The organism is Streptomyces sp., assembly GCF_036566765.1.
Taxonomy (GTDB): domain Bacteria; phylum Actinomycetota; class Actinomycetes; order Streptomycetales; family Streptomycetaceae; genus Streptomyces.
This window is the reverse complement of the sequence record NZ_DATCVQ010000203.1, coordinates 1-13321: the sequence shown is the minus strand read 5'-3', so window position 1 is coordinate 13321 and position 13321 is coordinate 1. Positions and strand designations below refer to the sequence as shown.

Annotated in this window: 13 protein-coding genes and 1 pseudogene; 8 read left to right on the top strand and 6 right to left on the bottom strand. The window is 71.2% G+C overall.

Annotated features, from left to right (window positions below; genetic code table 11):
* The 5 genes and pseudogenes from VIU94_RS11670 to VIU94_RS11650 all read left to right on the top strand — a co-directional run.
* Positions 1 to 323, top strand: a pseudogene (locus VIU94_RS11670) (hypothetical protein); the annotation flags it as partial.
* Between the two features lie 17 nt (positions 324 to 340).
* On the top strand, positions 341 to 1312 hold the full coding sequence (locus VIU94_RS11665; protein WP_331910406.1) for a quinone oxidoreductase family protein: 972 nt from the start codon (positions 341 to 343) through the stop codon (positions 1310 to 1312).
* Between the two features lie 645 nt (positions 1313 to 1957).
* The gene (locus VIU94_RS11660) at positions 1958 to 2374 is read left to right on the top strand and encodes a helix-turn-helix domain-containing protein (protein WP_331910404.1); all 417 of its coding nucleotides are present in this window, start codon (positions 1958 to 1960) and stop codon (positions 2372 to 2374) included.
* A gap of 52 nt (positions 2375 to 2426) precedes the next feature.
* On the top strand, positions 2427 to 2990 hold the full coding sequence (locus VIU94_RS11655) for a hypothetical protein (RefSeq protein WP_331910402.1): 564 nt from the start codon (positions 2427 to 2429) through the stop codon (positions 2988 to 2990).
* A gap of 137 nt (positions 2991 to 3127) precedes the next feature.
* A complete protein-coding gene (locus VIU94_RS11650; protein WP_331910400.1) occupies positions 3128 to 3490 on the top strand; it encodes a DUF2516 family protein in 363 nt (120 codons plus the stop codon).
* A gap of 82 nt (positions 3491 to 3572) precedes the next feature.
* On the opposite strand, the gene VIU94_RS11645 is transcribed toward VIU94_RS11650, so the two are convergent.
* The 3 genes from VIU94_RS11645 to VIU94_RS11635 all read right to left on the bottom strand — a co-directional run bounded on the left by VIU94_RS11645 (position 3573) and on the right by VIU94_RS11635 (position 7186).
* A complete protein-coding gene (locus tag VIU94_RS11645) occupies positions 3573 to 4805 on the bottom strand; it encodes a PP2C family protein-serine/threonine phosphatase (protein ID WP_331910398.1) in 1233 nt (410 codons plus the stop codon).
* 267 nt (positions 4806 to 5072) lie between these two features.
* Positions 5073 to 6131 (bottom strand): C40 family peptidase, encoded by a 1059-nt coding sequence (locus VIU94_RS11640; protein ID WP_331910396.1) that lies wholly within the window; start codon positions 6129 to 6131, stop codon positions 5073 to 5075.
* Between the two features lie 254 nt (positions 6132 to 6385).
* Entirely contained in the window at positions 6386 to 7186 is an 801-nt protein-coding gene (locus tag VIU94_RS11635; RefSeq protein ID WP_331910394.1) for a class I SAM-dependent methyltransferase, read from the bottom strand.
* 280 nt (positions 7187 to 7466) lie between these two features.
* On the opposite strand from VIU94_RS11635, the gene mshA reads away from it, so the two are divergent.
* Both mshA and VIU94_RS11625 read left to right on the top strand, forming a co-directional pair.
* Positions 7467 to 8825, top strand: coding sequence for a D-inositol-3-phosphate glycosyltransferase (gene mshA, locus VIU94_RS11630; RefSeq protein WP_331910392.1), 1359 nt, complete (start codon positions 7467 to 7469; stop codon positions 8823 to 8825).
* Complete coding sequence (locus VIU94_RS11625; RefSeq protein WP_331910391.1) at positions 8818 to 9315, top strand: type III secretion system chaperone family protein; 498 nt, start codon at positions 8818 to 8820, stop codon at positions 9313 to 9315. Before mshA ends, VIU94_RS11625 begins: the two co-directional genes overlap by 8 nt.
* A 55-nt stretch (positions 9316 to 9370) precedes the next feature.
* Here the strand turns inward: VIU94_RS11625 and VIU94_RS11620 are convergent, their stop codons facing one another.
* Positions 9371 to 10660, bottom strand: a complete 1290-nt coding sequence (locus tag VIU94_RS11620) for an MDR family MFS transporter (RefSeq protein WP_331910389.1) — start codon at positions 10658 to 10660, stop codon at positions 9371 to 9373.
* 179 nt (positions 10661 to 10839) lie between these two features.
* On the opposite strand from VIU94_RS11620, the gene VIU94_RS11615 reads away from it, so the two are divergent.
* Positions 10840 to 11601, top strand: a complete 762-nt coding sequence (locus VIU94_RS11615; RefSeq protein WP_331910387.1) for a phosphoglyceromutase — start codon at positions 10840 to 10842, stop codon at positions 11599 to 11601.
* A 78-nt stretch (positions 11602 to 11679) separates the two neighbouring features.
* Here the strand turns inward: VIU94_RS11615 and VIU94_RS11610 are convergent, their stop codons facing one another.
* Complete coding sequence (locus VIU94_RS11610) at positions 11680 to 11976, bottom strand: ribosomal protein L7/L12 (RefSeq protein ID WP_331910385.1); 297 nt, start codon at positions 11974 to 11976, stop codon at positions 11680 to 11682.
* Positions 11977 to 11990: 14 nt separating this feature from the next.
* Positions 11991 to 13235, bottom strand: a complete 1245-nt coding sequence (locus tag VIU94_RS11605) for a tyrosine-type recombinase/integrase (RefSeq protein WP_331910383.1) — start codon at positions 13233 to 13235, stop codon at positions 11991 to 11993.
* Between the last annotated feature and the right edge of the window lie 86 nt (positions 13236 to 13321).

Below are 13321 nucleotides of genomic sequence, written 5' to 3'. Positions count from 1 at the left end.
GAACAGCGCTTCGCCCACCTGATGGAGGTGAGGTCGGCTTCCGCAGCGGTGATCCGTTCCGCCCTGAACCGGGTGAGCCGCGTCCCGAGTACGACCCGGACCGCACGACGCTGACCGAGCGACGGGCGGCGAAGGCCGCCGAGTTATCGGCGCTGCGGCCCGAGGAGACCAGACTGCTCTTGGGCGTCGCCCACGTCGGAGTGCGCACGCTTGAACGGTGGGAACGCCGACGCAGGAAGTACGGCGTGGGCACGAGACGGCTACGACACCTCACCGCGAGCGGGAATCGGATCGCCACGACCGGAGTTGGTGAGGGAAGTTAGCCGTTTCAGGAGGGGTCATGCGAGCGATTCAGGTTTCCGAAGTGGGCGGTCCCGAGGTGCTGCGACTGGTCGACATTGATCAACCGACGCCGGGCCCGGGTCAGGCGGTCGTGGAGGTCGCCGCGTCCGGCGTCAACTTCCTCGACGTATACCACCGCCAGGGCCGGTACACCCTCCCGCTGCCCTTCACCCCGGGCACTGAGGGCGCGGGCACGGTCCTCGAGGTTGGACCCGGCGTCACCCACGTCGCTGTGGGAGACCGGGTCGGCTGGGTGGAGATTCCCGGCACCTATGCCGAGCAGGCCGTCGTGGACTCCTCCCGGCTCGTGCCCCTGCCCGACGGCGTCGACTTCGAGGCCGCCGCCGCCGTGCTGCTGCAGGGCATGACGGCGCACTACCTCGTCAATGACGCCTACCCGGTCCAGCCAGGCGACACGGTGCTCGTGCACGCTGCTGCCGGCGGCATGGGGCTTGTGCTGACCCAGCTCATCACCCATCTCGGCGGCAGAGTGATCGGCACAACCTCGACACCGGAGAAGGCCCAGCTGGCGCGGCGCGCCGGGGCCGCCGAGGTGATCCTCTACTCTGCAGTGGACGATCTCGCGGCCGAGGTGAAGCGGCTCAATGGCGGCCAGGGCCTGCCTGTCGTCTTCGACGGCGTCGGCAGGGACACCTTCGATGCGAGCCTCGCCAGCCTGCGAACCCGCGGCCACCTGGTGCTCTTCGGCGCCGCGAGTGGTGCAGTGCCGCCCTTCGACCCCATCCGGCTCGCCCAGGGCGGTTCGCTGACCCTGATCCGGCCAAGCCTCGGGCACTTCATCGCCGATCGGTCCGAGCTGCTCCAGCGCGCCGCCGACGTGCTTGAATTGGTGCGTACCAAGGTGCTTGAGACCACCGTGACGGCCCGCTACCCGCTCGCCGAGGTCGCCCAAGCTCACCGCGATCTGGAGGCTCGGCGTACCACCGGCAAGCTACTCGTCATCCCCTAGGGCAACCGACGGAATTGACTGACCTGCAGGAACGTGGCTTCCGCCAGGCGTCGATCCCGCGCAGCTGTGTCCGCGATCCCGGGTGATGACCGCTAACGGGAGCCAGCTGCGGTGCGAGCGCAGGCAGAGCCGAGATGCCCGGCCGACCGTCGACCGCGTTTCGTCACCTGGGCAAGCCCATTCCGTCGATGGCACAACAAGGCCCGCACAGCGAACGAGGGCGTGCCCGCACTCCAGATCGCTTCCCTCATCGGCTGGTTCGGTGAGCTTGTCCGAGATCAACCCAGACACGACCCGCAGCCTCCCACCGCCCGACCCGCCCGGACATTCCGCTGTCAAGCACAGTGGACCCGGGCGGCCGGATCAAGCCGGCCCGGCCTGTCGGCCTTGGGCAGGTCGACCGCAGCCGAATCGCTTAGGTGTTTGCTTTCGGTTGCCACCGACGAAGGCTACGTGGTCCGTCGGGCCGCCCGACTGCCGATCGGGCTCCTCAGGTCAGGGCGGATCGCGCGAGGCGGGACACGACAGTTGTCCTGCAAATGCGACACCTACTGTGCTCAGTCACAACGTGGAGCACTCCGCCTCGGACTAACTATTGCAAGCAGGTGCTTGCAATAGTTAGCGAGAGGCGGCATCATCGTCGGCATGGCATCGCTCAACGTCGGCAATCTCGGTGACTATCTGCGCGAGCAGCGGCGCAACGCGCAGCTGTCGTTGCGGCAGCTCGCCGAGGCCGCCGGGGTGTCCAATCCGTATCTGAGCCAGATCGAGCGCGGGCTGCGCAAGCCCAGCGCCGAGGTGCTGCAGCAGGTCGCCAAGGCGCTGCGGATCTCCGCCGAGACGCTGTACGTCCGGGCGGGGATCCTCGACGAGAAGGAGCGGGACGAGCTGGAGACGCGCGCCGTCATCCTGGCCGATCCCTCGATCAACGAGCGGCAGAAGCAGGTGCTGCTCCAGATCTACGACTCGTTCCGCAAGGAGAACGCCGCCGAGGCGACCGCCGAGGCGACCGCGGCGGCAGCCGCGGACGACACCCTCGATGCCGACCGACCTTCATCGTGAGCACGTAGACCGCGCACCACGCACATCGCGTACATCCGGGAGGACCACCGTCATGGCCATCATCGAAGAGCTGCGTACCCCTCTCTACTTCGCCGCCGGCACCGCCGACCTCGCCGTCCAGCAGGCCCGCAAGGTGCCCGGCCTGATCGAGCAGATCGCCGCCGAGGCGCCCGCGCGGATCGACGCCGTGCGCAAGACGGACCCCAAGGCCGTGCAGGAGAAGGTCGCCGCACAGGCCAAGGAGGCCCAGGCGACCGTGCAGGCGAAGTTCACCGAGGTCGTCGGCAGCCTCGACACCGACCTGAAGAAGCTCGGCGAGACCGCCCAGGACCTCGCCCTGCGCGGGGTCGGCGTGGCCGCGGAGTACGCGGTGAAGGCGCGCGAGAAGTACGAGGAGGTCGCCGCCCACGGCGAGGAGGCCGTCAAGGCCTGGCGGGGCGAGGTCGCCGAGGAGATCACCGAGATCGCCGTCGTCGTCGAGCCCGACCCGGAGCCCAAGGCCGAGGCCAAGTCCGAGACCGACGAGGCCCCGAAGGCCGAGGCCAAGCCCGCGCCGCGCAAGCCCGCCGCCCGCAAGGCCCCCGCCAAGAAGACCGCGGCCGCCACCGAGAAGTAGTCCACCGGCAGTCCGCCGAGAAGTAGGCGGAGCAAGAGGTACGGCGTTCAGCGTGCCGGGCACCATCAGGGTGCCCCGCACGTTGTAGCGGGTACCTTGGCCGCGAGGCGCATTCCCACTCACGAGGCGGTACGCAGATGTTCAGCACGGGCTTCGGTTCCTTCTTCTGGAACTTCGACTCGATCCTCTGGCTGGTCATCGGTCTGGTCATCCTCGGCATGGCCGTGGCCGCGTTCCTCTTCGCCGCCACGGCGCGTGAGGACGCGTACCGCGCGGCCGACAAGCAGACGAAGAAGTTCTGGCTGATCATCCTCGGCATCAACCTGGTCCTGAACCTGGTGCTGCCGGGCATGCTGTTCCTGCTGGTCATCGGCCTCGTCGCGGCCATCGTCTTCATGGTCGACGTCCGGCCCGCCCTCCGGCAGGTCTCGGGCGGCGGAGGCCGGCGCGGCGGCTCCAGCAGCGACGGCCCGTACGGCCCGTACAACGGCGGCCGCTAGCCCCAACAGGCATCCCCATCAGGCATACGGAAGGGCCCGGACGGCACACCCGCCGTCCGGGCCCTTCCGCGTACGTCCGTGGCTACCGTCGCCGGTCCAGCAGCAGGACCGCCACGTCGTCCGTCAGCTCGCCGCCGTTCAGTGACCGGACCTCCGTCACCGCCGCCTCCAGGAGCTCCTCGCCCCGCAGGCCCTCCGCCAGCTGACGGTTGACCATGTCGACCATCCCGTCCTGGCCGAGCCGCGGCGACCCCGGCCCTGCCGAGCGGCCCTCGATCAGGCCGTCCGTGTACATCATCAGGCTCCACGACGCGCCCAGCTCCACCTGCCGGCGCGGCCAGCGCGCCCGCGGCAGCAGCCCGAGCGCCGGGCCGCTGTTCTCGTACGGCAGCAGCTGCGCCGCGCGGGCCTGCCGGGCGATCAGCGGCGAGGGGTGGCCGGCCAGGCACAGGCCCGCCCGCCGCCCGTCCGGGGCGATGTCCACGGTGCAGAGGGTCGCGAAGATCTCCTCGCTCTCCCGCTCGTGCTCCAGGACCTGCTGCAGCGTCGAGAGCAGTTCGTCCCCGCACAGGCCCGCGAAGGTCAGCGCCCGCCAGGCGATCCGCAGCTCCACGCCGAGCGCCGCCTCGTCCGGGCCGTGCCCGCAGACGTCGCCGATCATCGCGTGGACCGTGCCGTCGGGCGTGCGCACCGTGTCGTAGAAGTCGCCGCCGAGCAGCGCCCGGGACCGGCCCGGCCGGTAGCGGGCGGCGAAGCGCAGGTCCGAGCCCTCCAGGAGCGGCGTCGGCAGCAGCCCGCGCTCCAGGCGGGCGTTCTCCTGCGCGCGCAGCCGGGACTCGGTCAGCTTCACCTGGACCGAGTCGGCGCGCTTGCGCTCGACCGCGTACCGGATCGCCCGGCTCAGCAGCCGGCCGTCGAGCTCCTCGCGGAACAGGTGGTCCTGTGCCCCGACCCGTACCGCCTCGGCGGCCAGCTCGGCGTCCGAGGACGCGGCGAGGGCCAGCACGGCGTGCCGGGGCGCGAGGCGCAGCACGTGGTGCAGCGGGGCGAGCGGGTCGTCGCCGGAGCCGGGCAGGGCGAGGTCGACCAGGACGCAGTGCACGTCGTCGGTGAGCAGCCGCTCGGCCTCGGTGAGGTTGCGGGCGGTGCGGATGCGCAGCCGGGTCCCGGCGGCGTCGAGCAGCTCGGGGACGGCGAAGGCGCCTGCCGGGTCGTCCTCGATCACCAGCAGCGTGAGATCGGTGCCAGTGGCAGTGCCGGCCTCCACGACGGAGGCAGCCGAAGTGGTCCTCTGTCGCGGTACGGGTACGGGCATCGGTCCTGGTTTCCTTCCCTCCCCCCGAGGGCGCGGTGGGACGACGAACCGCGTCCCACCGACGGGGACCATAGCGGTACTGCGCGGTGCAGCGGAATGGCGATCACGCTGTGAACATCGATGAGCCGATGGCATATGCCGCGCATGGGGAGGATGTCGCCCGCCGAGCCATGACGAACATCACGCAGTCCGCTGTGCCGGTTGTGGCGCGGCTCACCGTCCGGCCGGACGATCCGGGCTGTGGCGCAGGTCACCGATGCCGACCGCTCACCGCTCCGGGCGGACGACTCCCAGGATCTCCATCGAGCCGGCGCCGGCGAGCGTGACGTTTCGCCCCGGCCGCGGCGCGTGCACCATCGCGCCGTTCCCGACGTACATGCCGATGTGGCTGGCGTCCTTGTAGTAGACGATCAGGTCGCCGGGCCGCATGTCCTTGATCTCCACGCGCGGCAGCAGCCGCCACTGCTCCTGCGAGGTGCGCGGGATGCCCCGGCCGGCCACGCCCCAGGCGCGCTGGGTCAGCCCGGAGCAGTCGTACGACTCCGGTCCCTCCGCGCCCCACACGTACGGCTTGCCGATCTGCGCCGTGGCGAACTCGACCGCGCGGCGGCCCTGCTCGGTCGCCTTTCCGTTCAGCTCCTTGAGGATGCCGGAGCTCAGCCAGGTGGTCTGCGACCGGTACTGGGCGTCCTCCTCCAGCTTGAGCAGCCGGGCCAGCTCCTCGGCGGCCAGCGTGGACTCCAGCTTCTTGGCCGCGGCGATCTTGTCGTTGATCTCCTTCTTCGCGTTGGCCTGCTTGACGCGATTGGCTTCCAGCTTGGTCCAGTTGTCGCTGGCTTCCTTGGTGTACGTCGTCAGCTCGGCCTGCGAGCGGGTCAGTTCCCCGAGGAGGTCCCTGGTGGCCTTCTGGCCCTGCTGGAGCCGGCCGGCGCTGTCGAGGAAGAGCTGCGGGTCGTCGGTGAGGACGAGTTGGGCGCTCTCGGGCAGTCCGCCGTTGCGGTACTGGGCGCGGGCGGCCGCGCCGGCCCGGGTCTTGAGCTCCTCGATCTTCGCCTGGCCGGCCACGATCATCCGGGCCAGCTGCACGATCTCGGCGGACTGCTGCTTGGTCTGCTCCTCGGCGAGGTTGTACGCGTCGGTGGCGACGGCCGCCTTGCGGTACAGGCCGTCGATCTCCTTGCGGACCTCTTCGAGCGTCTTCTTCTGCGGCGCGGCCGGCGGCGGTTCGGGCGCGGCGTACGCGGGGAGGGCGAGCATCGGCGAGGCCAGCACCGTCAAGGCGCTGACCACGGTGATCGCGGCGGTGGCGCAACGGCGTCGGTTCACAAGCTCCCCCAGCTCCCGGCAGGTTCCGTCCAGACCTGATTTACCGTCAGTAACTTCTTGGTGACCTTGGTGATAGTGCCATGCGGGAGCGCAGAACGACAGAGGAAACCCGGTCTGTTGGCCACATCCCCCCACAGGGGACGAATGATCGACAGCTTTCGTTCCCCGTTCCCCGTTCCCTGGACGAGGACTGAGGCCGTTTCAGCCCCCGGCCATCACCCCCGGCCATCACCCCCGGCCGTCAGCCCCCGCCGTCAGCCCCCGGCCTTCGGTGCGAGCGCCGACCAGTCCACCGTCACCTCGCCCTGCCGCCACCGGCGCGGCCCGTCCCGCAGCGGCCAGTCCGCCGCCAGGTCCCGTACCGACCGGATCCAGCGCTGCCGCGCGCCGAGTGAGGCGTACGGGGCGGCCGCCGCCCACGCCCGGTCGAAGTCGCGCAGGAAGGCGTGCACCGGCTCGCCCGGCACATTGCGGTGGATGAGCGCCTTCGGCAGCCGCTCCGCCAGGTCCGACGGCCGCTCCAGCGAGCCGAGCCGGGTCGCGAAGGTCACCGTGCGCGGCCCCTCCGGACCCAGCGCCACCCACACGTGCCGCCGCCCGATCTCGTCGCAGGTCCCCTCCACCAGCAGCCCCTCCGGCGCGAGCCGCGCGCACAGCCGCCGCCACACCGCGGCGACCTCCCCCTCGTCGTACTGGCGCAGCACGTTCGCGGCCCGGATCAGCGCGACCTCGCCCGCCACCGGCACCTCGAAGCCCCCGTGCACGAAGGCCAGGCCCTCCCGTTCGTACGGCTTCGCCGCCTCGACCCGGGCCGGCTCGATCTCGACGCCCACCACGCGGGCGCGCGGATCGGCGGTGCGCAGCCGGGCCAGCAGCTCGACGGCGGTCCAAGGCGCGGCCCCGTACCCGAGGTCCACCGCCACGGGAGGCTCGGCGGCGCGGCGCAGGGCCGGGCCGTGCACGGCGGCGATCCAGCGGTCCATCCGGCGCAGGCGATTGGGGTTGGTGGTCCCGCGGGTCGGGGTGCCGACGGGGCGGGTGGTGCGCGGGGCCATGGGACGAGCGTACGGGCCGTGCGGGGCGGCGCGTACCGGCCGTGCGGGGCGGTGCGTACGGGCCGGGCGGGCGCGCCACGCCGGGTGTATCCGGCAATGAATTGGCAAAGCGCGAGGGCCGGAGGAAATGAAAGGAGTCATTCCGGTGTTGTGCGGCGTGGAGGACGTCCCCGCGCCCTCCGGTAGCCGTGCCCGTCGTCGCCGTACCCCGGCGGGCGTGCCCTTGGTCGCCGCACCCGGCGACCGTGACCGATGTGCCCCGAGCGGAAGGACCGCCGACGTGAGCCAGTACGTGTCCCGGTTCGCCGGCACCCTGGCGGCGCCGCCCAGGCTCCGGCTTCCCGGCCGGCACCGGACCCCGCGCCGGGTCGCCATGCTCAGCGTCCACACCTCCCCGCTGCACCAGCCGGGCACCGGCGACGCGGGCGGCATGAACGTCTACATCGTCGAGCTGGCCAAGCGGCTTGCCGCGATCAACATCGAGGTCGAGATCTTCACCCGGGCGACGGCCGGTGGGCTCGCGCCCGTCGTGGAGCTCGCGCCGGGCGTCCTGGTCCGGCACGTCGACGCCGGCCCGTACGAGGGCCTGGCGAAGGAGGAGCTGCCGGCCCAGCTGTGCGCCTTCACGCACGGCGTGATGCAGGCGTGGGCGGGACAGCGGCCCGGCCACTACGACCTCGTCCACTCGCACTACTGGCTCTCCGGCCATGTCGGCTGGCTGGCCGCCGAGCGGTGGGGCGTGCCGCTCGTGCACGCCATGCACACGATGGCCAAGGTCAAGAACGCGGCGCTGGCGGACGGCGACGCGCCCGAGCCCGCGGCGCGGGTCATCGGCGAGACGCAGATCGTCTCCGCGGCGGACCGGCTGATCGCCAACACCGCCGAGGAGGCCGACGAGCTCGTCCGCTTCTACGAGGCCGACCCCGGCAAGGTCGCCGTCGTCCACCCCGGGGTGAACCTCGACCACTTCCGCCCCGCGGACGGGCGGGCCGCGGCCCGGGCCCGCCTCGGGCTCCCCGCGGACGCCTTCGTCCCCGTCTTCGCCGGCCGTATCCAGCCGCTGAAGGCCCCGGACATCCTGCTGCGGGCGGCGGCCCGGATGCTCGACGAGGACCCCTCGCTGCGCTCCCGGATGGTCGTCCCGGTGGTCGGCGGTCCCAGCGGCAGCGGCCTGGCCAAGCCGGAGGGCTTGCAGAAGCTCGCCGCGCGGCTCGGCATCGCGGACGTCGTCGTGTTCCACCCGCCCGTCGGGCAGGACCGGCTCGCGGACTGGTTCCGTGCCGCGAGCGTGCTGGTGATGCCCTCGTACAGCGAGTCCTTCGGGCTTGTCGCGATCGAGGCCCAGGCGGCCGGCACCCCGGTCGTCGCGGCCGCGGTGGGCGGCCTGCCGGTGGCGGTGCGCGACGAGGTGACCGGCTTCCTGGTCCCGGGCCACGACCCCGCGGACTACGCCCGGGCGCTGTCCCGGTTCGTCGAGGACCCCGAGCTGACGCCCCGGATGGGCGCGGCGGCGGCCCGGCACGCGAGCTCCTTCGGCTGGGACACGGCGGCGTCCGGCACGGCCGACGTGTACACGGCGGCGATGCACGACCACCGGCTGCACGAGCACCGGCGTCGCGTACGCTCCCACCATGGCTGACGTCGCACGCGCCCGGCAGGTCGTCGAGGACACGCTCAAGGACGCGGATCTGGACTGGGAGTCCACCGAACCGGGTTCGTACGTGGTCAAACTCCCCGGCACCCGCAAGCTCTTCACGACGCTGTCGCTGCGGGTGGGCCGCCACTCGCTCTCCCTGAACGCGTTCGTCATCCGCCATCCGGACGAGAACGAGGCCGGCGTCCACCGCTGGCTCCTCGAGCGCAACCTCAAGCTGTACGGCGTGAGTTACGCGGTGGACAGCCTCGGCGACGTCTACCTGGCCGGCAAGCTCCCGCTGGCCGCCGTCACCCCGGACGAGCTGGACCGCCTCCTGGGCTCGGTCCTGGAGGCGGCCGACGGCGACTTCAACACCCTCCTGGAGCTCGGCTTCGCGTCGGCGATCCGGCGGGAGTACGAGTGGCGGGTGTCGCGCGGCGAGTCGACGAGGAACCTCGACGCGTTCGCGCATCTGACGCGGAAGAAGGCGTAGGCGGCTAGGGCCTGTCAGGGCGGATCACGGCCGGGGCCCTAGGGCCTGTCCGGCCCTAGGCGCGGGCTTCGGCCTCCGACGCGGTGGCGGGGACGGGGGCGTCCGCCGGTTCGACGGCCTCCACCGGGCTCTCGTCCGACAGAGCCTTGCGCAGCCGCGTGGTGTACCCGACGGCGGCGGCGCAGCCGATGACGCCGCAGGCGATCCAGAGCACGTCCGACCCCGGCCCCTCGATGATCCAGCCCGCCGCGATCGGGGCGACGAAGCCGCCGATCGACCAGGAGATGCCCATCACGCCCTGGTAGCGGCCGCGTGCGTGCTCGGGGGCGAGCTTGGCGGTGGCGGCGGCGTTGGTGGGCACGTGGATCATCTCGCCGATCGTCCACACGACGACGGTCGCGGCGAAGAGGACCGGGGTGCCGGCGAGAGCGGTGGCGCCGGTGCCGAGGGCGAACAGCAGCGAGGAGACGGCGAGCAGCATGGCCGGCGAGCGCTTGTCGGTGACCTTGTTGACCAGCAGCTGGAAGCCGACGATCACGATGCCGTTGACGGCGATGACCACGCCGTACGAGGAGGGGGCCAGGCCCTGCTCGGCCATGGTGAGCGGCAGGCCGATCCAGGGCGCGGTGAAGATCACGGTGACGAGCAGGTTGAGCAGGACGAGGGTGCGGAAGGGGGCGTCCTTGAGCACGTCGAGGACGCTGACCTTCTGCTCCTCGACGACGTTGCCGGCGGTGTCGACCTTGGCCTCGGGGCGGGTCTCGGGCAGTCGCAGGAAGACGATGAGCGCGCACAGGGTGGTGGCGAGGGCGTCGACGATGAAGAGGGTGCGGTAGCCGAGGACGATCGCGACGCCGCCGCCCATGGCGGCGATGGCGAAGCCGAGGTTGAGGGCCCAGTAGTTGAGGGCGTAGGCGCGCCGGACGTCGTGCTCGGGGACCATGTCCGCGATGGTGGCGTTGATGGACGGCCGGACGGCCTGCATGGCGACGCCCATCAACAGGACGACGACGGCGACGCTCCAGGCGCTGGAGACGAACGCGAGCGCGGCGGTGCAGGAGGCGGTCGCGAGGTGCATCGTGACCATGGTGGGACGGCGGCCCCACCGGTCGGTGAGCAGCCCGCCGAGGGGGGACCCGGCGACGCCGCCGAGGCCGTGCAGGGCGACGACGAGTCCGGCGAACCAGGCGGAGTGGCCGAGCTGCTGGGTGAGGTACAGAGACAGGAAGGTGAGGACGAAGGCGCCGGTGCGGTTGACGAGGGTGGAGAGCCAGAGCCACCAGAATCCGCGGGGGAGGCCGGAGACGGTGGCGACGGCGGACCGTCTGAGTGAGGCGATGGACATGTGGTGGGGATCCCCCTGCGTGTGTAAGCGTCCCTGGCGGTGGTCGTAACTTACGCGCGGGGGCGGGCGGGCCGCCACTGAATTGACGCGCCGCGTCAATCGTCGACGCCGATCGTCGGGGCGTCCGCCCTGCGGGCGCGGCGCGCGTCGGCCGTCGGCCGTCGATTAACCTCGTACGCATGGCCGACGCACCGTACAAGCTGATCCTCCTCCGCCACGGCGAGAGCGAATGGAACGCGAAGAACCTGTTCACCGGCTGGGTGGACGTCAACCTCACCGAGAAGGGCGAGAAGGAGGCGGTCCGCGGCGGTGAGCTGCTCAAGGACGCCGGCCTGCTGCCCGACGTGCTGCACACCTCGCTCCAGAAGCGCGCCATCCGCACGGCGCAGCTCGCCCTGGAGTCCGCCGACCGCCACTGGATCCCGGTCCACCGCTCGTGGCGCCTGAACGAGCGGCACTACGGCGCGCTGCAGGGCAAGGACAAGGCGCAGACGCTCGCCGAGTTCGGCGAGGAGCAGTTCATGCTGTGGCGCCGCTCGTACGACACCCCGCCGCCGGCGCTCGAGGACGGCACGGAGTGGTCGCAGAGCGACGACCCGCGTTACGCCTCCATCCCGAGCGAGCTGCGTCCGCGCACCGAGTGCCTCAAGGACGTCGTCCAGCGCATGCTGCCGTACTGGTACGACTCGATCGTCCCGGACCTGCTGGACGGCCGCACCGTGCTGGTCGCGGCCCACGGCAACAGCCTGCGCGCCCTGGTCAAGCACCTCGACCAGATCTCCGACGCGGACATCACGGGCCTGAACATCCCCACCGGTATCCCGCTCGTCTACGAGCTCGACGCCGACTTCCGCCCGGTCAACCCCGGCGGCACCTACCTCGACCCGGAGGCCGCCGCGGCCGCCATCGAGGCCGTCAAGAACCAGGGCAAGAAGAAGTAACACGCGTGATCATGCCCTCTACCTGCGGTTTCCCCGCAGGTAGAGGGCTGATTCGTTCTCTGGGCCGTCTGTGGGCCGTCAGAGGGGCGGGGCCGCGCGCTCTCGGGGCTCCGGCTCCTGCCTCCACTCTGCTCTGGCCCCAGCGCTTTGGAGCACCGATACGGCGGACTGGGCCCTGTACGGAGACAGCCCTTCAAGAACCGTTACGGGGGCTTGCCGAGCCAGGACTCTGCTGTGCCACAGGCTGAGCCCAGTCACCTTGTGCACTGCTCGGATCACGTCCAACTCGCGCGGCCCGCAGTCGATGAGCACCACCTCGTGGGACGGGTCGTCGCAGAGCAGCGTGTAGTACTCGGTGGACTCTTCGTCGGCCATCGCGCCCTCGTTCCTCAGTGACGGGGAGCGTATGCGCCCTCGAAGACGGCAGCCACGGCTTTTCGGGTGCGGTCCCGGCTGCTCGGCATGAGGTGTGCGTACACCCTCAATGTCAGGCCCGGATCGGAATGGCCCAGGTACTCGCTCACGGCCTTGATGTTCTCGCCACCGTCGAGCAGCACTGACGCGTAGAAGTGCCGGAGCGCATGCATCCCGTGCTCGCGCGCAGCGGCGTACCGCTCTTCTTTCGTCTTGGGCTCGGGGATGACGCCGGCCGCGACGAGAGCGGGCTTCCATGCCTCCTCGTTCAGCGACGTGCGCCACACGTGGTTGCCCAGGGGTCCCGTGAAGACCAGGGACTTGGTCACCTTGGGGCCGTCCGGGGTTCCCCACGGCAGGGTGACCTCAACCGGCGGGTGGTGCTTCATGTGGGCCCGGAGCGCGTCGGCGACAGGACCGGGGAGCGGCACGTCCCGGAGCTTGCCGCCCTTGGGCGGGGCGAAGACGGGCTTGCTCCGGCTCAACTTGAGTTGCTGTACGACGTGCAGCACGTCGTCGTCGAAGCTGAGCGCGTCCACGGCGACGCCCAGGATCTCGCCCTGTCGGAGACCGCACCCCGCGCCCAGGTCCACCATGGCCTGGTACCGCTCCGGCAGCGCGGCCCGCACGGCGAACACGCGCGGGACGGACCAGGGCATGACCCGCTTCTGCTCGACCGCCGGCGCTTTGACCGTGCGGGCCGAGCACGGGTTCCGGCGGAGGTAGCTGTCATCTACGGCCGCGCTCAGCACCGCGCGGGCGTTGGCGTAGATGGTCCGGGCGTACGGGCCGCGGATGCCGTTCTCCTCCAGCTTGGCCAGCCACTCCCTGACGTGCTCGGGCTGGAACGACCCGAGCGGGCGTGGGCCGATGTACGGGAAGGCGTGCAGCCGAAGCTGCGACTCCGTGGAGGCGCGGGTGTTGGGGTCGCCGCCCTGAGTCGCCAGCCACTTCTCGGCGTACTGGCGGAACGTAGTGCGGGACGCGCTCGGGTCGACGTACTGCCCGCGCGACATGTCCGCCTCGATGGCGCTCAGCCACTTCTCGGCAAGGCGCTTCTGTCCGTCGGGGAAGCTCTTGGACTTCTCGGTGCCGTCGGGGCCGATGTAGCGGGCGCGGTAGCGCATCCCGGTGCCGTAGCGATCGGTCTTGACCTTGACGGTCTTGCCGTCGGTGCCGGTCTCGACCTTGTACCAACGGTCCTGAATGTGACCGGCCATCAGGCGGCTGCCCCTTCCATCTGCGCTTCCACCCAGGCGCGCACGTCGGAGGGGTCGAAGCGCACGTGTCGACCAACGCGGAAGCC